The following is a 22,163-nucleotide window of genomic DNA, read 5'->3' as shown; positions in this document are numbered from 1 at the left end:
CTACTATTGCGCCGGGTGAAATGGTTCTTTGTCGGCGGTGGCGATTCTGCACCGGCCCTGGCGTGCCCATTGTCTGGGGCATGACTCGACCTGCCGCCCCCATTCGCCTCTACCACTTCCCCCTTTCCGGGCACGCGCACCGCGCGGAGCTGTTTCTCTCGCTCTTGGGCCTGCCGTTCGAGCGCGTTCCGGTGAATCTGGCCAAGGGTGAGCAAAAGACGCCCGGGTTTCTCGCCAAGAATGCCTTCGGTCAGGTGCCGGTCATCGAAGACGGCGACGTGACCGTGGCCGACAGCAATGCCATCCTCGTGTACCTCGCGGCTCGTTACGATGCCGATCACCGATGGCTTCCGGCCGATCCGGAGCGCGCGGCCCAGGTGCAGCGTTGGCTGTCGGCCGCGTCCGGTCCCCTCGCGTACGGGCCGGCGGTTGCGCGCCTGGTGCATGTCTTCGGCGCGAAGTACGACCATGCGCGCGCCAAGGCCGCGTCGGAACAGCTTTTCGCCGTGATGGAGGCCTCGCTCGCAGGACGCAACTGGCTCGTGGGCGATGCGGTAACCTTGGCCGACGTGGCCATATACACGTACACCGCGCATGCGCCCGAGGGGGCCGTGCCGCTCGATGCGTACCCCAACCTGCGCGCATGGCTTGCGCGCGTGGAGGGGCTGCCCGGCTTCGTGCCGATGCAGCGCTCTCCGGTGCCGGCTGCATGAGCTCCTCGCCCTTTCACGCCGGCGAACGCGCCATTCAGGAGCGCGCCGGCGTTCGCGAAAAGATCGAGGCCATCGGCGGCAAAATCATCCGCGATTACATGCCCGATCAGCACCGCGACTTCTTCGTCCAGCTGCCTTTCATGCTCCTCTCGGCCCACGACGCGTCGATGCATCCGCGTGCGTCCCTTCTCGTGGGCCGTCCCGGCTTCGCGCACTCACCCGACCCGCGCACCTTGCGCATCGATGCGTTTCCGAGCGCGTCTGTCGCTTTGAGCGTGGGCGCGCCCATCGGCCTTCTCGGCATTCAGCTGGAGACGCGCCGTCGCAACCGGATGAACGGAACCATCACCGCCATCGACGACCGAGGCTTCACCGTCCACGTCGACCAAAGCTTCGGCAATTGCCCGCAGTACATCCAATCGCGCGCGCACTCCTTCGTGCGCGACCCCGCGCAAAGCTCTGGCTCCCCAACGCCCGAGGGCGCGCGCATCTCGGCCGAGGCCAGCGCCATGGTCGAGCGCTCCGACACCTTCTTCATCGCCACCGCCGCCGCCGACCCGAGCGAGGGACTCGATGTCTCGCACCGCGGCGGCAAACCCGGCTTCGTGCGCCGTGAAGAGCACGATGGCGACACCGTGCTCACGTGGCCGGAATTCCGGGGCAATTTCTACTTCAACACCCTCGGCAACATCGCCCAGAATCCGCGCAGCAGCCTGCTGTTCATCGACTTCGACACCGGCAACTGCCTCTCGCTCCTCGGCGAATCCGAGATCCTCTGGGAGGATCCCGCACTGGCCGCCTTTGCCGGTGCCCAGCGTTTCGTACGCTTCCGCGTCACGTCGGGTCTCTTTCAGCCCGACGCCGTTCCCCTTCGTTGGTCGGCCCCCGAGCAAGCACGCGAGCTTCCCGCAACGGGCTCTTGGCCGCAGCGCTAACTAGGGCGAATCGTCGCAGCGAACGTCGGTCGGCGGGCACGAGGGACCGGTCGACGTTATCGTCTTCGCCCCGCTGGGAGCCTGCGCGGGGGCGACGTCAAGCAGGAGCGCGAACGAGAGCGCATTGCATGTCGTTCCGCGGTTTGCTTGCGGGTCGGCCGGCAGATCGAGCGCGCCGCACACCCTTGGCTTGATGAAGTCGAAGACGCCTGCATCCGAGCACACACTGCCGCTGCCCGCGTGGAGAAACATCGTCGCGAGCGGAATGCGGCCTGCGAGCACGGCACGTTGGATGCGAAGGCCGGCCCCCTCGGGTTCGATGCGTCCCACGAGTTGCACGCCCTTGATCTCCTCGATCACCTCCTCCGCGTTGGACCTGTCCGAGGGAGGGATCATGAGCCGCAGCCGAAATGACGGGATGGTCGCGACCAATACATTGTTGGCCACGTACGCCTGCTCATCGAAGTATTTCGATTGCAGCTCGCCGTCGCTGATGACCGAATCCGAATCGACGATGAACGAATCCGTCCCATCGAACTTGGCCGACGCCCCGCCATCCGTCTTTCCATCGACGCCGACGACGTTGTAAATCGACGCAATCACATCGGGATCGTTCGCCTGGCCGTTGTACCGATCGACGCGCACGACAATGCCGTGCTGACCGTGGACGATCTCCTGTTGCAAGCCCTGCACATTGGAGAACAGCGCGCCGAACAAGGCTCCCCCGTTGTTGTCCACTCCGCGGCTTCCATTGTCGCAGCCCGCTTTGGCGCCCGTCGGGGGCACGCACGACCCGGCCTGCGGGCACGTGCAAAGACCATCGAGATCCAATCCGGGGTCGGTCCCCGCGTCGGGATCGGCAAGAAGGATTTGCCGAGTGGCACCAAAGAGCGTTCGCGTGCCGCCCGACCCGTCGTTTGGTCGACTGGGCCATCGAAGTGGGTCGCAGCTTACATCGGAGGCAGTGTAGCCATCGAAGCTGGTCATAACGGAGCAGCCCGCCACCACCGCCATTCCGATGAGCAAACCGGCCGTCGCTTTATGATTCATGCGCTTTGTTCGGACAGCCTACGCGGATCGTGACATCACAGGCTACAGTGCGGATCATGGCGGGTGATGATCGGAATGAAGAACTATCGACCGTTGCGGACAAGACTCCGAGCGCGTCGTCCACGGCGCCTCTCTATGTGTTGCGCGTCGTAGGTGGTCCCGGAACGGGAAAAACCCTCGTTTTGGATTGGAACAAGGCGCCACAGGCGCTGGTCGGCCAAAGCCAAGTCTGTGAACTTGCCATTCCGGACCCGCGTGTGTCCCGGCGGCACCTTTCGCTCACCGCGGAAGGCAATGTCGTTCGGTTGGTCGATCTGCAGTCGACCAACGGCACACGCATCGGCGGTGCGCGAGTGGTGGAAGCATTGCTCGAAGGTGGCGAGGCCATCGAGCTCGGCGATTCGGTGCTGCGCGTTGCGCGGGCGGGCGAGATTCGCATGGACGCGCTCGAGCGCGATCGCTTCGGACGCGTTCTCGGGAAGAGCCAAGCCATGCAGCGCCTCTTTGCCGCGTGCGAGGCATTGGCCAATTCGACCTTGCCCGTCATCCTGGAAGGCGAAACGGGAACCGGTAAAGAGCTCCTCGCAGAAGCGATGCACGAAACCGGACCGCGTGCGGCCGCGCCCTTCGTCGTCTTCGACTGCGCCGCCCACGAAGAGGGTGCGGCCCTCGAGGCGCTGTTCGGTGGTCCGCGCGGGCCAGGTGCACTCGAGCAAGCGCGTGGTGGCACCTTGGTCATCGACGAGATTGGCGAGCTCGGGCTGCAGGCGCAGTCTCGCTTGGCCACCATCCTCGATCGCGGCGAGCTCCGGCGTGAGGGCGAGATCGATGCGATTCGCGCGAACGTCCGTTTCATCGCCACCACCCGCGACGACCTCGACCGCCTCGTGGAGGAGAAGAAGTTCCGCGAAGAGCTCCTCTTCCGATTCGCCGGCGCGCGCATTCAGGTCCCGCCGCTCCGTCAACGGCACGGCGATGTCGAGCTCATCGCTCGTCATTTCTGGAAGCTGTTCGGTGGCGCGGGGGAGATCCCGAAGCGCCTCGTCCTGCAACTCGGGCGTCACCCGTGGCCGGGCAACGTGCAAGAGCTGGAGCATGCCGTGTCGCGTGCGACCGTGCTCGGCGACGAAACCGAGATTGCTTCCACGCGGGCTCCGGATCGCGACAAGCCCGCGGACTATCTGGATCACGTTCTCACCATGGGGCTTGCAATGCCCAGCGCGCGGCAACGTGTCATTCGGGAATTCGAGCGGCGTTTCGTGGAACGCGCGGTGCGTGAGCACGGCGGCAACGTCACGCGCGCCGCAGCGGCCTCGGGGCTCACGAGGCGCTACTTCCATATGCTCCTGGCAAAGAACAAAGCGTGAGGTAATCTCGGTATATGCGTGCTCCGCGACCTCGGGTTGTCGGGCGCTACGCGCTCTACGAACCCCTAGGGATGGGGGGAATGGGCTCCGTTCACTTCGGAGTTCTACGCGATGGATCGGAACCGAAGTCCGTTGCCGTCAAACAACTTCACGCAGAGCATGCACGCGATCCTGCCAGCGTCGCCATGTTGCTGGACGAAGTTCGGCTGACCCGACTGGCCCATCACCCCAACGTCATCCCGGTCGTCGACTTCGCCTACGACGGCGAGCACATGATCCTCGTGATGGAGTACGTGCACGGGGAATCACTCCGGCACCTCCTCTCCGCGGCGAAAAAGCAACAGCGCGCCATTCCCGTGCGCATCGCCGCGGCCGTACTTCTCGATGTGCTGCGAGCACTTCATGCCGCGCACAACGCGCGCGACGAAGCGGGCAACGCGCTCCACTTGGTCCATCGTGACGTGACGCCGGAGAACATTCTCGTGGGCTCGAACGGCGTCACGCGCTTGGTGGACTTCGGCGTGGCCAAGGCCAATGGTCGGCTGCACGCCACCCGTGCGGGCAACGTCAAAGGCAAATTCGCCTACCTTGCGCCGGAGCAAATTGGCGGCGACGTCACCTTGCGCGCGGATCTCTTTGCCGCGGGCCTGGTGTTCTGGGAGGCGCTGGTTGGCGAGCGCGCCTTCAAAGGAAAAGACGAGGCCGAGCTCATTGGGCAGGCGCTCAACCCGAAGATTCCGCCGGCGAGCAGCTTGGTGGGCGGCATCGCACCGGAGCTCGACGAGGTGATCGCGCGCGCGCTCGCCGTCGTTGCCGAGCAGCGCTACGAAAGCGCAGAGGAATTCGGCGCGGCCATCGAGCGCGTGCTCGGTCCCTCCAACATTGCGAGCGCCGACGAAGTGGGCGCGTGGACCGTGGAGTTGCTCGGCGACAAGTTGCGCGAGCGCGCCTCCCGCATGGCCGAAATCATCCGCGACGAGCGCAAACGAACGGCCAAGCGCACGCTCCCCTTCGTGATGGGCGCGGGGGCCCTGGTGCTCCTCGTGGGATCGCTCGCATTCTTGGGGCGCTCGCTGTTGGCATGGTCCGCACCGATTTCGGCCGAAGTGCAACGGGTGGGCAGCGACGTGGCGCCCCCTCCTTCTCCGGCAACGCCCACGCCCACGCCCGTTGCGCAACAACCGGCCCCGCCCGCTCCGGAACTCGCGCCGCCCATGCCGCCGACGGTATCCTCTGCCCGCGCCGCAAAAAAGCGAGCGGCGGTGCCTACCGCGGTGAGTCCGTCCTCGACGGGGACACGTCGCGACGATGCGTGCGATCCTCCGTTCGTGATCGACTCGAAAGGCATTCGCCAGTACAAGCAAGAGTGCTTCCAATGACGCGGTCACCACGACCGATTGCCGCACTCTTGATCGCCGTCTCTTCGTTTCACGCGGCACCGGTGTTTGCCGCAGGAAATAGCCGCGCCGTGGCCCGTTGCACCGACGCCGCCGTCTCCGGCCAAAAGCTGCGTGCGACCGGCGCACTGCGCGCGGCCTCGGAGCGATTCGCACACTGCATCGCGCCGGACTGCCCGGGGGTCATTCGTCGCGACTGCGGCAAATGGCTCGGCGAGATTGGCGAGGCCATGCCCAGCATGGTCTTTCAAGTCGTGGATGCTCAAGGCAACGACGTGCACGACGGCGCCATCTTCTCCGACGGCGAAGAACTCGCAGGCGCGATGGAGGGCCGGGCCGTCAACGTGGACCCTGGCTCGCACATCGTGGCGTACGTGCAAGGCACCGAGCGCGTGGAGCAAAACGTGGTGGTGCGGGAAGGGGAGCGCAATCGCCACCTGCAGTTTCGTCTGGCGAATCGGAACGTCCCGGTCGTGCCGTCGTTCGACAAACTGCCATCGTCCGAGCCGCCTCCCGCGCAAGCCTCGCATTCGCCTTGGCCATGGGTCCTCGGCGGTGCGGGCGTCGCGGCGTTGGGGGTCGGTACCGGCTTTTGGATCGCCGGCACCAACGCGCACAGCGATCTCGGTTCGAGCTGCGCCCCCACGCATTCGTGCAGCGAGGACGACGTGTCGAGCGCCAAGACGAAATTGGTCGTGGGCGACATCCTCATCGGAGTCGGCGTCGCCGCCGTGGCCACCGCCGTCGTCTGGCTGGTGACCCGTAACAACGCCGCCCCCGCCGAATCACGCGCGGGGGCCCGTCGTTAGTGAGGGGTTGGGGGTTGGGGGTTAGTTGGCGGCGTTGAAGATTTTGCGGACGTTGTCTTTTTGGGCTTTGGTGGCTTTGTAGAACTTGTACGGTCCGTGGCTCGCGAGGCCATTCTTGTCCACGAGGAAGTCCTGCACTTGCGCCCGAAGGGAAGCCTTCATCTTCACGCCGGCGAAGACGGCATGGATGTGGCGAGCTTGATTCGCCGGCCAGCCATCCTTCCCTGGATTGCGAAAAAAGGCCGCGAAGCCGGCCGAATCCAACTTGGATACGAGCGTCTTCACCTGCGCGTCGCTCAGATTGCGCACCGAAATATCCGTTGCGGCGCAATACTTCTTTCCATTCGCGGTACCGTCGGCCTTGTGCGTACCCGCCGACGCCGATGCATTACCAATCGTCTGCGTGATGCGCGAAGCCGCAACACCGACCTTGCGCAAAGCGTCCGATGCCTTCTGATGCAATCCGGCGCGCAAAAGCGGTTTCGCCGCGGCGGCCGCCGTCACGCTGACATCGTCGGCGCTCGCGGTATCCGTGTCTTCGCTGATAATCGAATTATCGTCTTCCGGCGTATCGAGAAAGTGATCCACCAGATCGGCAGGATCACCGGATAGTTCGCTGGCCGGCGGAAATTCATCGGCCAAATGCGCTTCATCGGCGCCGTCGAGCGCTGCTTCCTCGAACGATTCCATTTCGTCGCCTTCGCGCGGGTCGTCGGCGGAAGCGCACCCCACGAGTGAGCCAAACAGGAGAGGTGCTGCAACGAGGCACGATGCAAACAGACCCAAGAAACGATTTCGCTTCATAAGAGACCTCCTTGTTCGGAGGCCTCTCACTGCACCTGTCGTGCCCTCGATTCAGGAGCTTGTGCATGCATGGTTTCGCACGAAAACAATGCAGAGTGCATGGGTAGATCCCATTCATCAGACCAGGACGGAATTCAAATGTCCGCGAGTGCAGGACCGCGCGCGCGTCGTTCTTCGGCAATGCGCTGCGCGCTTTCGGCCAATACCTTGAGCACTTGCTCGGTCTCGCGGGCTTCCATGAGCTGCTCGCGCGCTCGAGGATCGATGACGGAACGCGCAATGGAGGCCAGCACGCGCACCTCTTCGTCGAGTCGACGTGGTGCGAGCAACAACAAGAAAACGATGGTCGCCGGCTTCCCATCGGGCGCATCGAAGTCGATGCCGTCGGACGACAGACCCAGGGCGAGCATCGGCTCCTCGAGACCTTCGATGGCCGCGTGCGGCACCGCGACCTCGTCTCCCAGGCCGGTGGGGGCCATCTGCTCGCGCTCGAGCACCTGGTTGCGCGCGTGCGCGGCGAGGTGCCCGAGGCGCGGTTCGAGGATCTGAACCAGCTCCTCGATGGCCCCGCGCGATGTGGTGGCATTGAGCCTCGCCACGAACCCGCCGCGCCGGAGCAGCGCCACCACGTCTTCCTCCTGCGCCCGATAGAGAAGGCGCTTCATGGCTGGCCCGCCCAGCAGCGACGTGCACAACGCCATCACCACCAGCGCGACGAAGAGCTGCTCCTTGAGCAAGCCCGCCTCGAGCGCGAGCAGCGCGAGGATGATCTCCATGGCCCCGCGCGCATTCAGGCCGAAGCCCACGGCGATGGATTCTCTCCAGCCCAGGCCACCCGCGCGCGCGCCCACCGAGCACCCGAGCACCTTGGCCACGCTGGCCACGGCGAAGACGAGCGCGCAAAGGCGAAAGTCGAAGGCATGAATGAAGTCGACCTTCAATCCGAGCGATGCGAAGAACACCGGGGCGAAGACGTTGGTGACGAATTCGTGGATCGTCGCGCGCGTCTGCTCGCGCAAGCTCGGGCTGTCGCCGATGGCCACACCCACGACGAACCCGCCGAGCACGGCGTGGATGCCCAAGGCTTGCGTGATGGCCGCTCCGATGAGAGCGAGCAAAATCACCAGCGAAAGCACGCGCCCGCCGTGCAACTCGTCCGCGAATCGCGTGAGCAAGCGATCGATCCCGCGCCGCCCCGCCGTGAGGGTGCCCGCCACGAAGACCAAGGACAGCCCGCCCATGGTGAGCAGCTTGTGGAACTCCACGGAGTTGCCCTGCATGGGGCCGACGAGCATCGAGAAGGCGACCCACCCGACGGAGTCGTCGATCATCGCGGCGGACATGACCAGGAGCCCGAGGTCGGTCTTGAAGAGCCCCAAGTCGAGCAGCGTCTTGGCGATGACCGGCAAGGCCGAGATGGACAGCGCCACGCCGATGAACAGCGCGAAAAGAAGCCGCTGGTTCGGGTTCTTCATGTCCGAATCCGGCAGCATGAAGCCGAGCAAAATGCCGCCCGCGAGTGGCAGTATCATCCCGAGGAGGCTCGTGAATGCCGCGCTTCTCCCGCGTCTGCGCACGATCCCGAGGTCGACCTCCAGGCCCGCCACCACGAGGAGCAAGACCACGCCCACGGTGGTGTAGGCACCGAGCATCTTCTGTGGAGTCGATTGCCGAAAGAGCCACTGAAAGACGTCGGGAAGCGCGCGACCGAGCACCGTCGGCCCGAGCAACACGCCAGCGATGAGCTCGCCAACGACCAGCGGCATACCGAAGGCGCGTGCTACTTCCCCCAGCAGCCGCGCCATGCCCAGCAACGTGGCCAGGGCTACGAGGAAAATGAGCGCGTCATGCTCCGTCACAAAGTACGGATATCACATGGGTAGGGGTTAGGGGTTAGGGGTTAGGGATTAGCTCAGAGAGCAGCAGGTCTCGTCTCTCCGACCCTAAACCCCTACGCCGTAGCGACGGCCTTGCAGAGCGCTTCCGTAAATTCTTCCGTCGAGGACGATCCGCCCAAATCCGCCGTGCGGATTTCGCTGCGCTCGTAGAGCGAGATCAACCCGCGGTCGATCTTTTGGGCCGCCGTGCTCTCGCCAATGTGGTGGAGCATCATCACGGCGCTCTGGATCAGGGCCGTGGGGTTCGCCAGGCCTTTGCCAGCGATGTCCGGGGCGCTGCCGTGCACGGCCTCGAAGACGGCCGCCTCGTGGCCGATGTTGGCGCCCGGCACGATGCCCAGGCCGCCGACCAGGCCCGCGCCCAAATCGCTGAGGATGTCGCCGTAGAGATTCTCGGTGACGATCACGTCGAGCTTGTTGGCGTTGCGCACCATCTGCATGGCGCACGCATCGACGATCATCTCCGCCGGCTCGATCTTCGGGTGCTTGAGTGCGACCTTGCGGAAGCTCTCGAGCAGCAGGCCGTCGGAGAGCTTCATGATGTTCGCCTTGTGCACCACGGTGACGCGCTTGCGCCCGAGGCGCTCGGCGTAGTCGAACGCGTACTCGCAGATGCGCGTGCAGCTCCGCTCGGTGATGAGCTTGATGGACTGCGCGACGCCCGGCATGATGATGAGCTCGAGGCCCGCGTACAGGTCTTCGGTGTTCTCGCGGACGATGACGATGTCCGTGCCCTCGAACCGGGGCTCCACGCCGTGCAGGCTTTTGACGGGCCGCACGTTCGCATAAAGGTCCAGCGCCTGCCGCAAGGTGACGTTGACCGAGCGAAACCCTTTGCCGATGGGCGTCCCGATGGGGCCCTTGAGCGCCACCTTGTTGCGCCGGATCGACTCGAGCACGCTGTTGGGCAATGTCGTGCCCTGCGTCTCGGCGACGGCAGCACCTGCGTGCTGCACCTCCCAGTCGATCTTGACGCCCGAAGCCTCGAGCACGACCTGCGTCGCGCGGCTGACTTCAGGTCCGATTCCGTCTCCCGGGATGAGCGTAATGGTGTGGGTCATAAGAACAGCGAGAAGGTCTCTACTTGAACTTGTACCCTTTGACTAGATCGGTCAGTCGCTTGTCCTCGTCGTTCTCGAGAAGGCCGACAGCGACGACGTTGAGCCGCTCCGGTTGTGCGATGAACCGCGCAATGGCGCGCACGTCGTCGGCGGTGACAGCGGCCAGCTTTTCGTGGCGCTCTTCCGGGGTTTCGACGCGGTCGAACAAGTACCCGGTGCCGTAAAATGCGGCGAGGTCTTCCGTCGAATCGCGCAGGCCCGAAAGCTCCCACACGTGCCTTTGACGCGCTTTGACGAGCTCCTCCTCCGTGGGGCCCTCTTCGGCGAGCTCGCGCACCAAGGCGAGCATCTCCTGCGTGACGCGCGTCGTCCGCGCGTGTTGTGCGCCGGCAACGAAATCCACCACGCCGTCGTCCTCGTAGCCGTCGAACGAGGCACCCACGTCGTAGCAAAGCCCCTGCGAGTCGCAGATGCGGTGGTACAGCCGCGTCGACATGCCGTCGTCGATGACGCGCATGAACATGTCCATCGCGGGCCGCTCCTTGGCCTTCTCGGAGATGGTGCGGAAACACACGCGCAGCTCGGTCTGGCTGGACATGTTCTCCACGATGCGCAGGCGCGGCTTTTTCTGCGTGACCGGCGGCGGCGTCGCCACGATGCGCTCCCCGCGCGGCAGATCGCTGAAATTCTTGGCACCGAGCTCGATGGCCGTATCGGCGTCGACCGCGCCCGAGAACACGAGCACCGAGTTCGCCGCGGTGTAGTGCCGCGCATAGTGCTCGCGCAGCATCGTCTCGTTGAAGCTGCGCACGTTCTCTTCGCCGCCCGTGATGGTGAAGCCGAGCGGGTGCGAGCCATAGATGAGCGCGCGGGAAAGATTGTCCGCGTCGACCTGGCGGCCTTCGTCGTCGAGGTCCTCCAGGATCTCCTCGCAGACGATGCCCTTCTCGATCTCGATGTCGCAGAACGCGGGGCGGTGCATGACCTCGCTGAAAAGCCCGCACGCCGCCGCCAGCGATTCGGGCGGCAAGGTCACCGAGAAGACACCGAAGTCCGTCTGCGTGGCCGCGTAGAGATACCCGCCCAGCCGCTCGAACTCGAGGTTCACCTCGTGCGCGTTCTTCAGCCGGTCGGTGCCTCGGTAGAGCATATGCTCGAGGAAATGACTCAGCCCGTTGTTCTCCGCGGTCTCGTAGCGGGAGCCGACGCGGACGTAGAGCGCTGCATGCGCGCGGTGGAGTTGGGGCTGCGGTACCGCAACGACACGCAGCCCATTGTCGAGAACGACGGTACGAAACGCCGTGGAGCTCACTTCTTTCAGGGACCCTCTTCGTCCAGATCCTGCGGGACGCCGCCGTCGCGGGCGTTGGGATCCTTCAAGTAATTCTCGTCGATCTTGATCTCGTTCTTCGCAGCCTCGCGCAGGCGCTTCACGTACACCGCGAGGGCCTCGGTCTGCTTTCCGGCGAGAAGCGTCTGCATGTACGTATCGCGATCCTTCTCGAACTCGTCCTTCGTCGCGGTCTTCTGCTCCTTCAGACGAATCACGGTGAACCCGTCGTCGGTGCGCAGCGGCTCTGCATAAAGCTCCCCTGCTTTGCCCTCGAAGGCAAACGCCAGCACCTTCTGCGACGTCTCCGGCGACAGGCCCGGAATGGGATCGCCGCCGCGGTTGAACGAGCTGGACGTCTCCAGCTTCGGCCGATCCGGATCGTTTTCCGGCGTCAGCTCTTTCTGGGCGACCGCAGCCTTCGCGTCTTTCCCGTCCTTGGCATCCTTCGCGCCCGCGTCCGTCTTCGGCGCACCCGCGTCCGCCGCAGCGGGCTCCTCGGACTGCACGGGCAGCAGGGGAATGGCCGACGTGGGGCGCTTCAACATGAGCGTCGCCTCGCGGATCGCGTCGTCGGCGTTCTTGCCGGCCTTGAGGCCCGCCTGAATCTTGTTCGCGATGTCCTTCGCCGCCTCGAGCGCCTTGCCTTTGACGTAGAGCTCGCGCGCCGCGTCCTTCTTCAGCGCCGCCTCGATCTCCGCCGCCTTCGCCGGATCGTCCTTGGCGATGAGGTGGTAACCGAACTGCGTCTCGATGGCCTTCGTGGTCATCTCGCCCGGCTTGAGCGCGTCCGCCGCGTTCTTGAACGGCGTCACGAAGCCCTTCGTCTCGGTGCCCACGTCACCGCCGCGCGCGGCGCTTCCCGGATCGGCCGAGTACTCACGCGCGATGTCCGCGAACGCTTCGCCCTTCTTGATGCGCGCCGCGGCCTCGGCGAGCTTGCCGAGTGCGATGCCTTTTTGCTCCGGCGTCGCGCCCTTTTCGACGCGCACGAGGATGTGACGAATGACATTCGGCTTGGGCTTCGCGTCTTCCTTGCGCGCATCCACCAACGCGGTGATCTGCTTCTCGTTCTCCTTGTCCGCGGCCCACTTGGAGACATCGGCGTCGGTCACCGGCACGCCGTATTTCCCGGCGTACGACGTCTTCACCGCGACATGCTCCACCGTGGCCGAGCTCTTCTCGCTGATGTACGCCTCCAGAGCCTCGACCTCGCTCACGCGCACCGGCGCGCGGATCACGTCGCGCATCTTGGCGGCGAGAAGCTCGTGCTCCTGTTCCTCGCGGAACTCGATCTCCGAGCGCCCCATCAAATTGCGGATGGTTCGCTTGTAGACGTTCAGGTCGAAGCGCTTCGTCTTCGGATCCTTGAAGCCCGCGTACATGCGGCCGTCGCCGATGCGAAGCTGGTAGGCCACCTGCGGATTTTCCGCGGGCACGCTCACGTGGATGAAGCCATCGTAAATCGTGTCGTCGAGCTCCTCCTTCGTGACGGTAAGGCCGAGGCGCTGGGCCTCGCTCACCAGGAGCTCGCGCTCGATCAGGCCATCCAGGGCGACCCGGCGCAGGCCCATTTGTTTGGCCCGGCGCACGCCATCTTCATCGCGCGGGATGAGAAGGCGGTACGCGCCCGAGAAATCCTTCGGGTCGATGCAGCGCCCTTTGACGTTCGCCACGCACGCCGTGGAGAACGAGGCCTTCTTCTGTCCTGCGGACGGCCCGAACTCGAGCACGAACACCAGGACCATGCCAATGATGATGGCGCCATAGATGAAGGACGTGACGCCCTTCTTTCGGAACAGATCGAGCATAGGAGCCCGCGGGCAATACCACGTTTTCGAGGGGTTAGGGATGAGGGGATAGGGCTTAGTGAAGCTCGTCCCTAACCCGCCTCTCCGCCTTTTTCCCTAACCGTCTCTCGGGGGCGTGGGGCGGCGGAGCCCCCCCAAAACCTGACCAATCGGCGGCGGAGCCCCCCAAAACCTGCCTAATGCCTCGATTCGGCCATTTTGGCGACTTTGAGTGCCAGGCGGAGGCCGGACTCTTCGAGGCTGGCGATTTTTTTCGCGAAAACCACCTCGTAGAACGTATCGAGCGTATGCGATGCGTCAGCCGGGTCGCTCACCGGGGAGACGGTGGTGTTGACCTCGAGAAATCCCTCGGAAAGCAGCGGCGCGGCGAGCTGGCGAACCCGGTTGAACAAGGTCGGCTCGTCGTCGACGGGGTACTGGCTCCGCCGCAGCCCCATGATGAGGCGAATCTCGAGCTGGGAGCCGCTCCGGACGCGCACGCCCGAGTCAAGGATGAGGTTGTCACGAACCCGATCGGCCAGAACGACCTCGTCGCCATAGGTGCGGTAGACCTCGAAGCCCGCGACAATGAGAGCTTTTTTCAGTTCTTGGGGGGTCAACGACTTCGGCTCCGTCCTTCGCATCCCCCGATCTTGAAATAGTCTCGGAAGAGCCCGAGGTAGTCAAGGGGAGGTATTTCCGCTGGTGTGGGGCTATGTAGGACTATATAGGGCTGCGCGCCGGGGAAGCAAACCCCGATCGGAAGCGTAGCTCTATAGCGCACGGAGACGCGAGAGCCCCTGCTATGATGGTGCAAGCTGTGAAAAACCGTAGGAGCCTCACCCCCATGCAGGGCGTCCCCGCCGACGGCACGCCCCTGCGACGCAGTGACGTGCGACGTGAGGTCAGCGAGCGCATTCAGCTGCGAAAACTCGATCCGAATGCGCCGCCGGATGCGGATCCCGCGAATGCGCCGCTTCTCGACGGCTGGGCGCTCAACGTGAGCCGCGGTGGAATTCGCTGCATCCTCGAGGAAAGCGTGGAACTCGGGGACGAGTTCGAGATCACCATCGGTGAAGTGGGCAACGCCCCCATGACGCGCCGCGGTCGAATCGTCTGGGTTCAGGAGGAGGCCGACGGGCTCATCGTCGGGGTGGAGTTCCTGACCCCCTCCGGGACGGCCGTCGGGGAAGCCGCCGCCGCGGAAGCTGCCGAGACTCCGGAGATCTAAGCCCTCCCGGGCAGGCGCTGGCCCTCATACCCGCCATACCCGTTCCGACGACCCCCGGATGCCGGCCTTCGAGGACGGACCGGGACGGGTACGTGTACGGGGGGAACGGGAAGAGTTGCAGTAGAACGACCGATTGCCGCAGTGCTACAGTCGACGGTCATGGCAAGCGTCAAGAATATTCTTCCGAACTGCGGCCTCTACCGCACTACCAAGCCGCTGCCGGAGCACGAGAGCGAGATCCCCGCCGGGGTCCTCGTTTACTTTCATAATCACTCGGACTCCGGACTTCCGGTCGTGATTGCGCCCGACCACAACATCATGAATCGCTGGCACTTCCACGGTGCGGGCATTCCGTTTCGCGGGCTGTCGTGGGCCGAGAGCTTGACGCGTATGCCGAATGAAGGCTTTTACATGTTGCGCAAGGACCTGACGTTCGACGGCGGGTCGTGGCCGAAAGGCACGTTGGTGCAGCTCGGGTACACGCGCAACGGCGATCCCATCTTGTTCATCGCGCAGCAACGCGCAAATCTCGACGAAAACGACCTGTTCTTCTCCGATCGCGGCGTGGGGATCCGTCCCGAAGTCCTCGCCAATCTCGAGCCCCTCAAGGTTTACGAGGAGCCGATCGAAGAAGGTGGTCACGCAAGCGGTACGCAATCACACTGACTGGGGGCCTCGCAAATGGACGAAAACCACGCCACCAAAGCTCGTGTGCTCCACTGGTTCGTTCGCGGCGGTTCGGTGCGCACGCCCGACGGGAAAAACCTGACGGTGGACGTCGACCCGATCGTCATCGGGCGCGACGAGGGAGCTCAGATTTCCATTCCCGATCCGGAGGTGAGCAGCATCCACTGCGAGCTCCGTGCGGTCAACGAAGGCATCCTGGTTCGCGATCTCGGCAGCACCAACGGCACGTTCATCGGCCTGGTTCGCGTCAAAGAGGCCATCGTCACGACCGTCTCGGAGCTCACCGTTGGTAGCTCGCGCCTGGTGATCGAGCCTGCGGCCAAGCGCCGGGTCGACGTCGGGTTTTCCAACCATTTCGGCTCGCTCGTCGGCAACTCGCCGCGCATGCGGCGGGTGTTCAGCATCCTCGAGAAGGTGGCGCCCACCTCGCTCAGCGTTCTCATCTTGGGTGAGACCGGCACGGGCAAAGAGGTGGTGGCCAAGTCGGTGCACGACGCCAGCCCGCAGCGCAATGGGCCGTTCGTGGTCGTCGACTGCGGTTCCATTCCGCCGATGCTCGCCGAGAGCCTTCTCTTCGGTCACGAGCGCGGAGCCTTCACCGGCGCGCACGAGCGCCGCAAGGGCGCACTCGGCGAGGCCGACGGCGGTACGCTCTTCCTCGACGAGTTGGGCGAGCTCCCGCTGGATCTGCAGCCCAAGTTGTTGCGCGCCCTCGCCGAGCGGCAGATCAAGCGCGTCGGCGGCAGCCAGGTCGAGCCCATCGACGTGCGCGTTCTCGCGGCCACGCGGCGCGATCTCGGTCGCGAGATGAACGCGGGGCGTTTCCGTTCGGACTTGTTCTTCCGCATCGCGCAGGTGCGCGTCGAGCTGCCCGCTTTGCGCGAGCGTCTCTCCGACTTGCCCTTGCTGGTCGAAGAGGTGTGCCGGCGCGTTGGAAAGCCGGAGCATGCGCAGACGGTCATCGCGTGGCTCGAAGGGCACATGGGCTCGCACGATTGGCCGGGCAACGTGCGCGAGCTGGTGAACGTGGCCTCGGTTGCGGCGACGCTTGCCGGTGAGCCGGGCGCGATCGACGACGTGCTCACGCTCACGCGCGAGCAGCCGCTCGATGCGGCGCGCCCCAGCGGACCGGCCACGGCGTTCAGCGAAGCGAAGCGCAACGCCATCGCGGGCTTCGAGCGCGAGTACTTCACGGATCTCACCAAGCGCGCCGGCGGCAACGTCAGCGAGATGGCGCGCCAGAGCGGCATGGAGCGCCACCACGTGCGCGCTTACCTGCGCAAGTACAGCATCGACAAGCAGTAGGCGGCGACGAGCAGCAGCGCGACGGCGAAGAGCGCGACACCCAAAAGCGCATACCGCCGTCGCGCGAGCGCGCGCGCACCCGGCGACGGGCCCCAGCTCGGCGGGACATGGAGCGCATCCGGCGGTGTGGCATTGGCCATCGCCGGCGCCGGTGCCGCACCGGGAGGCGGGGGAGGTCGCACCGAGCGCGGTGCCGATTGCCGGAAGGTGACCGACTCGATGAGCCGCTGCTTCTGCTCCTCGGGAATGGACGACTTGGCCAGCGCCGTGCGCAACGTCTCACGCCGCCGATGGGCCTCCGCCGCGAACAGCCCGAAGAGCGACTGCTCGAGCATCCATTGATCGGGCAGCATCCCGCAGCGAATCACGTAGGCGCGCAGCTCCTCGGCCACATCGCGCGCGGTGGCGGGCCGCAGATCGGGCGAGCGCGCGCAAAGCCGCGCATGCAGTTGGCAAAGGTCGGGCGGAGCATCGGGCGCCCACGCTTGCAGGCTGGGCGCCTCGCCCTGCGTGAGCTCGCGGATGACGTCCATCTCGTTGCCTTCCCACATGCGTCGCCCGGCGATGCACTCGAAGAGCAGCGCGCCCACGCTGTATAGGTCGCTGCGGCGGTCGAGCGGATCGCTCATCACCTGCTCGGGCGACATGTACGCGGCCTTGCCTTTGACCTCGCCGGTGCGCGTGAGCACGTCGCTCGCGTCGATTTTGGCCACCCCGAAGTCGAGCAGCTTCACCTCGCCATCGCGCGCGATCATCACGTTGTGCGGCGAAACGTCGCGGTGGACGAGGTTCAGTTTCACCCCGCTAGCGTCGCAAAGCTCGTGCGCGGCATGCAGACCGTCGCAAACGAGCGCAAGGATGTGCGCCGCCACGGCCGGGGCGACGCGGTGGCCTTTCTCGCGCAGCACCTCGAATATGCTCGAGAGCGTCTCGCCCTCGACGAACTCCATGGCGATGAAGACTTCGCCGTTGACCTGGCCGCAGTCGAGCGCCCGCACCACGTTGGGGTGCGTCAGCATGGCCGCGAGGCGCGCCTCGCGCAGGAACATGTTGCGATGGCGGGCCTCCCGGGAGGCTTCGGGCAAGAGCCGTTTGAACGCGACGATCTTCGCGGCGTTGTTCGGGCCGTGTTGAATCGCCACTTCGACCACGCCCATGCCGCCTCGGCCGATCCGATACAGCGATTCATAACGAAGAGCGGGCGCGGGTTCCTCCACACTGGCACCGACGCCGTACGAGACTGCCGACGGCATCCTCCGAGTATAGGATGCTCACGCGCGTCGTGGAACCCGCCTTCGCTTCGAGCCGCTCTTCGAGGCGGCGGCTCGGTCCTCCTTGGCTCGTTCTCAGTCTTTCTTGGCGATCTTCTCTTGCAGCTTCTTGACGACGTAGGGGTACTTTTGACCTTCGGTCGTCAGCATCTTGTGGAACTGGTCGTAGTAATTTTTCGTCAGGCTCGAGCCTTCGGTCACGATGTCCACGACCTTCAAACCGCCCGGCTGATTGTGCACGAAGTAATCGACCTGCACGGCCGGATCGCGCGGCTTTAGTTTGTTCTGCGCCTCGGTCCGAATGCGCGAATCCCCCAGGCCTGCCGCCCGCGTGCCCTTGAACGAGACCTCGTAATCGAGGGTCTTAATGATGTTCTTGCGGTAGTTTTTCTCCACGAGCTGCTTGAGCAGGCCACGCACCTCGGTCTTTTGGGCGTCCGTCAGCTGCGCCCAGTGGTCCGTGCAATTGGACACGGCCGGCGGGCACGGTTTGCCGAATGCGCGGCGCGTGAGCTCGTCGTAGTCCACGAAGGTCTCGAGCGCGGCGTTGATCTGCGAGTCGCGCGAACCGGACGCAGGCTGGCGGAGGAGCGCCGAGATTTTGCCGTGCTGGGCCTGGACGAATGCCTGGGCATCTGCTGCCTCATCCGCGGAGGCGGGGCTGGAAAAGCCCGTCAAAGCCACGGCGGACGCCAGCGCGACAATCGAGAAAAAGTTCCGTAGTTTCATTAGGTTCTCACTCTGCTCCCGGCATACGGGCCAGGCGGTTGAGCTTGGCCTGTAACGTTGGGGCGTTTGGAAACGGTCTTTATGTTCGACGTACGGAACTTGGCAACATTCCACGCGATGAAAAGCGGCGCCTCTGACCTGGTGCAACGCGTCGTCGAGTCCGGCATCGCCCCCAGCTGTGCCGTGGGATTCGTCGCGCCAGACGGGACGCGGGTGACCGCCGGGGCCGGAGATCCGCCGCTCGCCGGCGACGTTCCACCCGAGGACACCTTCTTCGATCTGGCCAGCGTGACGAAGCCCATGACGGCGCTGGCCGTGGTCGAAAGCGGGCTCGATCCGGCTCGCCCGCTGGTCGATTTCCTTCCCGAGCTCGCGGGCACGGCCTCCGCGCCGGTGCCCATCGAGCTTCTGCTCGCGCACCGCGCGGGGCTGCGCGCCACGTACCCGATCTGTGCGCCGCTGATCGCCGGGGGCGAGATCGATCCGGCGCGCGCATGGATGACGTTGGCGAACGCGCGGCGTCCGGAAGCGATCGGCCCTTGCCCGCCCCAAGGCTTTCCGCCGCTGTACAGCGATGCGGGGTATGCCCTTGCCGGCGAAGCGCTCGCGCGGTTCGTGGGCGCGCGGGATGCCGGGGAGGCCATCGAGCGGCTCCTCGTTCGCCCGCTCGGCCTCGAAGCGACATTGGGAACCGCGCGCGGGCTAGAGGCCGCGGGCATCGATCTGGTCGCGCGGGCGGCGCCGACGGAAATCGTGGGCTGGCGTGGTGGCACGATCCGCGGCCGCGTGCACGACGAGACGGCGTGGGCGCTCGCGCGCGAGGGCGGCTCCGGGCACGCGGGCATGTTTGGCACCGCCGAGGCCGTGCTTCGGTTCGGCGCCTACGTGCTCGGTCGCATCGATTCGGGCGGCTGGGTCCTTCGCGAGCGCCCCGGTGGTACCTTGCGCGCGGGCTTCGACGGCAAAAGCCCCGAAGGCTCCAGTGCCGGCACGCGCATCGGCCCGCGCGCATTCGGCCACCTCGGCTTCACCGGCACGAGCCTCTGGATCGATCCCGACGCCCGCGTGATCCTCGTCGTCCTCACGAACCGCGTGCACCCCACGCGCGATCACGTCGCCATCCGCACCGCGCGACCGTGGATCCACGACGCTCTCTTCGAGCTAGCCCTCAACGTAAGGGCGGGGTGAAGGTGGTGGACTCGCGCGTTCTTGGCAGTCAAGGTGCGGCAGCGGAACCAGCCCGGCGAGGCCGGCGCCTTTGTCCGTGCCCAGCTCGAGGATCGCCACACGGTCATGGCGGTTCTTGGCTCCCCGAGCCACGAGTCGCGCCGGTCCCGCCGGTTCGTTCTCGCTGCCGCGGTTCCAGCGTCACGAAGTTTTGAACTCGATACGTCGAATCGGCTACGACCTCTAGCGGCCAAAGTCGTTCGTGAAATAGAGATCCTCTCCGGGATTCACCAGCCCGATGCCCAGGCGCTTGTACTCCGGGTTCATCATGTTCTTCCGGTGGCCGGGACTCAGCATCATCTGCGCGAGGATCTGATCGATTTGCACATCGACCCGGCGCCAGCGCCAGCCATTCGGCGCGCCTTGGTTCTCGGCGCCGAGGTTGCATTTGCACTTGTATACGTTGGTCTTGAAATACTTGTGCGGCACGTGGTCGGCGGCGAGCTGCTGGCTCGCGGCCTGGGCAAACACGTTGAGCGACTCGTCGAGCACGAGCGGCGGCACGCCCTCTTCGGCACGGTAGGCATTGACCCGGTCCAGGTTGTACCGGCGCGCCTCATCCAGATCATCGAAGTTCGGCGGGTCGTTTCCTCGCGTCTCGGTCGACAGATCCCCCGTCGACGGACTATCCGAGTCCGCAGCACGTTCGCATGCCGTCGACGCCGCCACCGCCAGTAAGCAGACGATGGCCGCACGCCAAGCGCGATCTTTCCGCCCCCGTTCCAAACCAGCCCCCACAAAGTAGGACGCCGGCGCCCGCTCGCGCGTTTCTAGAATACGCTGAAGAAAGATGGTCGACCGAGGTCTCAGTCTTCGTCACGCCGAAACGGAATCGTCGCCGTCGTCCATGACCACGCAGCCACGTGACGAGCAGCCCGCGTATCGGCCGCGCGGCGCGAACAGCTACCGCTTCATTCGCGCGTACGCGACGACGTTCCAAGTCATCTTCAGCTACCTCTGGCTCGCGTTTCGGCGGCGCATGTCGCCCGGAGAGTACCCCGCGCACGACATACGGGAGGTTCACCTGCGCAACGCGCGGCGCGTGAAATCCACCATTTTGGCGCTGCAGGGGCTCTTCATCAAAGTGGGCCAGCTGCTCTCCATCATGGCGAACTTCCTCCCCGAGGAGTTCCGTGCCGAGCTCGAGACCTTGCAGGACCAAGTACCACCGCGCCCGCTTGGCGAGATCGTGCACCGCATCGAGGAGCAGCTCGCTGGCAAGGTGGACGAGCTCTTTGCCGACTTCCAGCGCGTGCCCATCGCCAGCGCATCCCTCGGCCAAGTGCACGAGGCCCGCCTTCGCGATGGCACGCGCGTCGCCGTCAAAGTCCAACACCAGGACATCGACGAGATCGTCCGGCTCGACCTGAAGACGATCCGCCGCATTTTGCGCATCATCAGCTTCTTTTTCCCGGTACAGGGGCTCGACGCCTATTACCACCAGATCCGCGAGCTGCTTCGCCAAGAGCTCGACTTCTCCCTCGAGGCCGACAACATCGAGCGCATCTCGCGCAACTTCACCGCCGACCCCATGCTCGTCTTTCCGACGCCCGTGAGGTCGCTCTCGACGAAGCAAATCCTCACCACGACCTTCGTGGCAGGAAAGAAGGTCGGCGACCTCGCCGGGCTCGACGAATTGGGCATCGACAAGAAAGAGCTGGCGAATCGCCTGGTGCGCACCTACTGCCAGATGATCTTCGTCGACGGCGTCTACCATGCCGATCCGCACCCCGGGAACATCTTGGTCCGCCAGGACGGCGCACTCATCTTGCTCGACTTCGGCGCGGTGGCGGAGCTATCGCCGCACATGCGCGAGGGCATTCCCGAGTTCCTCGAAGGCGTGCTCCGCCGCGATACGGATCGGCTGATCCGCGCATTGCGCAAGATGGGTTTTCTCTCGCGCACGAGCGACGAAGAGGTCAGCGAGCGCGTCATCGAGTATTTCCATCAGCGATTTCAGGAAGAGATCCGCCTCGAGAGCTTTAACCTCAAGGACATCAAGATCGATCCGCAGCGCGGCTTCGAGAACTTGCTCGACCTTCGCAAGATGAACATCGGCCTGAAGGAGCTCTCCAGTGCCTTTCACATTCCGAAGGACTGGGTGCTGCTCGAGCGGACCATCCTGCTCGTCTACGGCTGCTGCTCCGTGCTCGATCCCGAGCTGAATCCCATGGCCATCATTCAGCCGTACCTTCACGAATTCGTCCTTGGAAAGCGCGACTGGCAGCAGATTGCCGTCGACACCGTGAAGGACATGGCCATCAAGGCCGTCACCCTGCCGGACGATTTGCGCAAGTACCTCACGCGCGCCACGCGAGGCGAACTCGAGGTCCGCGTGCGGGGCGTGCAGGAAGGGGCCCGCATCCTCTACGCCGTGGGGCGTCAGGTCATCTACACCGCCATCGCCATCGCCTGCGGTGTAGCCGCGCTGCAACTTCACTTCCGCGGCGAAGACCATATTGCGCGTGTGCTCGTCTGGATCGCAGGCGGCGCGGCGGTGTTGCTCGTCCTTTCCTCGATTTTCTCGCGCCCGCGGTCGGGGCGGTGGCGTTAGGCTAG

The 22,163-nt window shown here is 65.0% G+C and carries 20 protein-coding genes; 10 read left to right on the top strand and 10 right to left on the bottom strand.

The window, feature by feature from the left end; genetic code table 11:
- Positions 1–80 precede the first annotated feature (80 nt).
- Both LZC95_37130 and LZC95_37125 read left to right on the top strand, forming a co-directional pair.
- Complete coding sequence (locus LZC95_37130; GenBank protein ID WXA92064.1) at positions 81–713, top strand: glutathione S-transferase; 633 nt, start codon at positions 81–83, stop codon at positions 711–713.
- A complete protein-coding gene (locus LZC95_37125) occupies positions 710–1,648 on the top strand; it encodes a pyridoxamine 5'-phosphate oxidase family protein (GenBank protein ID WXA92063.1) in 939 nt (312 codons plus the stop codon). Before LZC95_37130 ends, LZC95_37125 begins: the two co-directional genes overlap by 4 nt.
- Here LZC95_37125 and LZC95_37120 read toward each other — a convergent pair whose 3' ends face one another.
- Entirely contained in the window at positions 1,649–2,698 is a 1,050-nt protein-coding gene (locus LZC95_37120; GenBank protein ID WXA92062.1) for a hypothetical protein, read from the bottom strand.
- A 56-nt stretch (positions 2,699–2,754) separates the two neighbouring features.
- Between LZC95_37120 and LZC95_37115 the strand changes: the two genes are divergently transcribed.
- The 3 genes from LZC95_37115 to LZC95_37105 all read left to right on the top strand — a co-directional run bounded on the left by LZC95_37115 (position 2,755) and on the right by LZC95_37105 (position 6,271).
- Positions 2,755–4,065 (top strand): sigma 54-interacting transcriptional regulator, encoded by a 1,311-nt coding sequence (locus LZC95_37115; protein WXA92061.1) that lies wholly within the window; start codon positions 2,755–2,757, stop codon positions 4,063–4,065.
- Positions 4,066–4,145: 80 nt separating this feature from the next.
- Positions 4,146–5,444, top strand: a complete 1,299-nt coding sequence (locus LZC95_37110) for a serine/threonine protein kinase (protein ID WXA92060.1) — start codon at positions 4,146–4,148, stop codon at positions 5,442–5,444.
- The gene (locus LZC95_37105) at positions 5,441–6,271 is read left to right on the top strand and encodes a hypothetical protein (GenBank protein ID WXA92059.1); all 831 of its coding nucleotides are present in this window, start codon (positions 5,441–5,443) and stop codon (positions 6,269–6,271) included. The genes LZC95_37110 and LZC95_37105 overlap by 4 nt, the downstream gene beginning before the upstream one ends.
- A gap of 21 nt (positions 6,272–6,292) precedes the next feature.
- On the opposite strand, the gene LZC95_37100 is transcribed toward LZC95_37105, so the two are convergent.
- From LZC95_37100 to LZC95_37075, 6 genes are all read right to left on the bottom strand, one after another.
- Positions 6,293–7,075: a hypothetical protein gene (locus tag LZC95_37100; protein ID WXA92058.1), complete on the bottom strand. Its 783-nt coding sequence runs from the start codon at positions 7,073–7,075 to the stop codon at positions 6,293–6,295.
- Between the two features lie 134 nt (positions 7,076–7,209).
- A complete protein-coding gene (locus LZC95_37095) occupies positions 7,210–8,934 on the bottom strand; it encodes a cation:proton antiporter (protein ID WXA92057.1) in 1,725 nt (574 codons plus the stop codon).
- A 92-nt stretch (positions 8,935–9,026) separates the two neighbouring features.
- Positions 9,027–10,034 (bottom strand): isocitrate/isopropylmalate dehydrogenase family protein, encoded by a 1,008-nt coding sequence (locus tag LZC95_37090; GenBank protein ID WXA92056.1) that lies wholly within the window; start codon positions 10,032–10,034, stop codon positions 9,027–9,029.
- Positions 10,035–10,053: 19 nt separating this feature from the next.
- Positions 10,054–11,346 carry an insulinase family protein gene (locus LZC95_37085; protein ID WXA92055.1) on the bottom strand — a complete coding sequence of 431 codons (1,293 nt, stop codon included), beginning with the start codon at positions 11,344–11,346 and terminating at the stop codon, positions 10,054–10,056.
- A 5-nt stretch (positions 11,347–11,351) separates the two neighbouring features.
- Positions 11,352–13,175 (bottom strand): peptidylprolyl isomerase, encoded by a 1,824-nt coding sequence (locus LZC95_37080; protein ID WXA92054.1) that lies wholly within the window; start codon positions 13,173–13,175, stop codon positions 11,352–11,354.
- A gap of 176 nt (positions 13,176–13,351) precedes the next feature.
- On the bottom strand, positions 13,352–13,798 hold the full coding sequence (locus LZC95_37075) for a hypothetical protein (GenBank protein ID WXA92053.1): 447 nt from the start codon (positions 13,796–13,798) through the stop codon (positions 13,352–13,354).
- Positions 13,799–13,974: 176 nt separating this feature from the next.
- On the opposite strand from LZC95_37075, the gene LZC95_37070 reads away from it, so the two are divergent.
- The 3 genes from LZC95_37070 (at position 13,975) to LZC95_37060 (ending at position 16,377) form a co-directional block, all read left to right on the top strand.
- Positions 13,975–14,385 carry a PilZ domain-containing protein gene (locus tag LZC95_37070; GenBank protein ID WXA92052.1) on the top strand — a complete coding sequence of 137 codons (411 nt, stop codon included), beginning with the start codon at positions 13,975–13,977 and terminating at the stop codon, positions 14,383–14,385.
- 159 nt (positions 14,386–14,544) lie between these two features.
- A complete protein-coding gene (locus tag LZC95_37065) occupies positions 14,545–15,051 on the top strand; it encodes a hypothetical protein (protein WXA92051.1) in 507 nt (168 codons plus the stop codon).
- Between the two features lie 15 nt (positions 15,052–15,066).
- Complete coding sequence (locus tag LZC95_37060) at positions 15,067–16,377, top strand: sigma 54-interacting transcriptional regulator (GenBank protein WXA92050.1); 1,311 nt, start codon at positions 15,067–15,069, stop codon at positions 16,375–16,377.
- Here the strand turns inward: LZC95_37060 and LZC95_37055 are convergent.
- Positions 16,344–17,630, bottom strand: coding sequence for a serine/threonine protein kinase (locus LZC95_37055; GenBank protein ID WXA92049.1), 1,287 nt, complete (start codon positions 17,628–17,630; stop codon positions 16,344–16,346). The two genes, LZC95_37060 and LZC95_37055, sit on opposite strands and share 34 nt — an antisense overlap.
- A gap of 93 nt (positions 17,631–17,723) precedes the next feature.
- Positions 17,724–18,377: an ABC transporter substrate-binding protein gene (locus LZC95_37050; GenBank protein WXA92048.1), complete on the bottom strand. Its 654-nt coding sequence runs from the start codon at positions 18,375–18,377 to the stop codon at positions 17,724–17,726.
- Positions 18,378–18,494: 117 nt separating this feature from the next.
- Here LZC95_37050 and LZC95_37045 point away from each other — a divergent pair, with 117 nt between their 5' ends.
- Positions 18,495–19,565: a beta-lactamase family protein gene (locus tag LZC95_37045; GenBank protein WXA92047.1), complete on the top strand. Its 1,071-nt coding sequence runs from the start codon at positions 18,495–18,497 to the stop codon at positions 19,563–19,565.
- Between the two features lie 222 nt (positions 19,566–19,787).
- Here LZC95_37045 and LZC95_37040 read toward each other — a convergent pair whose 3' ends face one another.
- On the bottom strand, positions 19,788–20,330 hold the full coding sequence (locus LZC95_37040) for a CAP domain-containing protein (GenBank protein ID WXA92046.1): 543 nt from the start codon (positions 20,328–20,330) through the stop codon (positions 19,788–19,790).
- A gap of 64 nt (positions 20,331–20,394) precedes the next feature.
- Between LZC95_37040 and LZC95_37035 the strand changes: the two genes are divergently transcribed.
- Positions 20,395–22,158: an AarF/UbiB family protein gene (locus tag LZC95_37035; GenBank protein WXA92045.1), complete on the top strand. Its 1,764-nt coding sequence runs from the start codon at positions 20,395–20,397 to the stop codon at positions 22,156–22,158.
- The last annotated feature ends 5 nt before the right edge of the window (positions 22,159–22,163 follow it).

The organism is Sorangiineae bacterium MSr12523 (assembly GCA_037157775.1).
In the GTDB taxonomy this organism is placed as follows: domain Bacteria; phylum Myxococcota_A; class Polyangia; order Polyangiales; family Polyangiaceae; genus Pendulispora; species Pendulispora brunnea.
Note: the sequence above shows the minus strand (reverse complement) of the source record. Positions and strands in the feature narration are given on the sequence as shown.

What these genes read in the sequence shown, in the direction of transcription:
- LZC95_37115 (WXA92061.1), top strand. Translation starts at nt 2,755, where the DNA reads ATGGCGGGTGATGATCGGAATGAAGAACTATCGACCGTTGCGGACAAG.
- LZC95_37125 (WXA92063.1), top strand. Translation starts at nt 710, where the DNA reads ATGAGCTCCTCGCCCTTTCACGCCGGCGAACGCGCCATTCAGGAGCGC.
- LZC95_37130 (WXA92064.1), top strand. Translation starts at nt 81, where the DNA reads ATGACTCGACCTGCCGCCCCCATTCGCCTCTACCACTTCCCCCTTTCC.
- LZC95_37090 (WXA92056.1), bottom strand. Translation starts at nt 10,034, where the DNA reads ATGACCCACACCATTACGCTCATCCCGGGAGACGGAATCGGACCTGAA.
- LZC95_37035 (WXA92045.1), top strand. Translation starts at nt 20,395, where the DNA reads ATGGTCGACCGAGGTCTCAGTCTTCGTCACGCCGAAACGGAATCGTCG.
- LZC95_37050 (WXA92048.1), bottom strand. Translation starts at nt 18,377, where the DNA reads ATGAAACTACGGAACTTTTTCTCGATTGTCGCGCTGGCGTCCGCCGTG.
- LZC95_37110 (WXA92060.1), top strand. Translation starts at nt 4,146, where the DNA reads ATGGGCTCCGTTCACTTCGGAGTTCTACGCGATGGATCGGAACCGAAG.
- LZC95_37060 (WXA92050.1), top strand. Translation starts at nt 15,067, where the DNA reads ATGGACGAAAACCACGCCACCAAAGCTCGTGTGCTCCACTGGTTCGTT.
- LZC95_37100 (WXA92058.1), bottom strand. Translation starts at nt 7,075, where the DNA reads ATGAAGCGAAATCGTTTCTTGGGTCTGTTTGCATCGTGCCTCGTTGCA.
- LZC95_37075 (WXA92053.1), bottom strand. Translation starts at nt 13,798, where the DNA reads ATGCGAAGGACGGAGCCGAAGTCGTTGACCCCCCAAGAACTGAAAAAA.
- LZC95_37065 (WXA92051.1), top strand. Translation starts at nt 14,545, where the DNA reads ATGGCAAGCGTCAAGAATATTCTTCCGAACTGCGGCCTCTACCGCACT.
- LZC95_37120 (WXA92062.1), bottom strand. Translation starts at nt 2,698, where the DNA reads ATGAATCATAAAGCGACGGCCGGTTTGCTCATCGGAATGGCGGTGGTG.
- LZC95_37055 (WXA92049.1), bottom strand. Translation starts at nt 17,630, where the DNA reads ATGCCGTCGGCAGTCTCGTACGGCGTCGGTGCCAGTGTGGAGGAACCC.
- LZC95_37080 (WXA92054.1), bottom strand. Translation starts at nt 13,175, where the DNA reads ATGCTCGATCTGTTCCGAAAGAAGGGCGTCACGTCCTTCATCTATGGC.
- LZC95_37045 (WXA92047.1), top strand. Translation starts at nt 18,495, where the DNA reads ATGAAAAGCGGCGCCTCTGACCTGGTGCAACGCGTCGTCGAGTCCGGC.
- LZC95_37105 (WXA92059.1), top strand. Translation starts at nt 5,441, where the DNA reads ATGACGCGGTCACCACGACCGATTGCCGCACTCTTGATCGCCGTCTCT.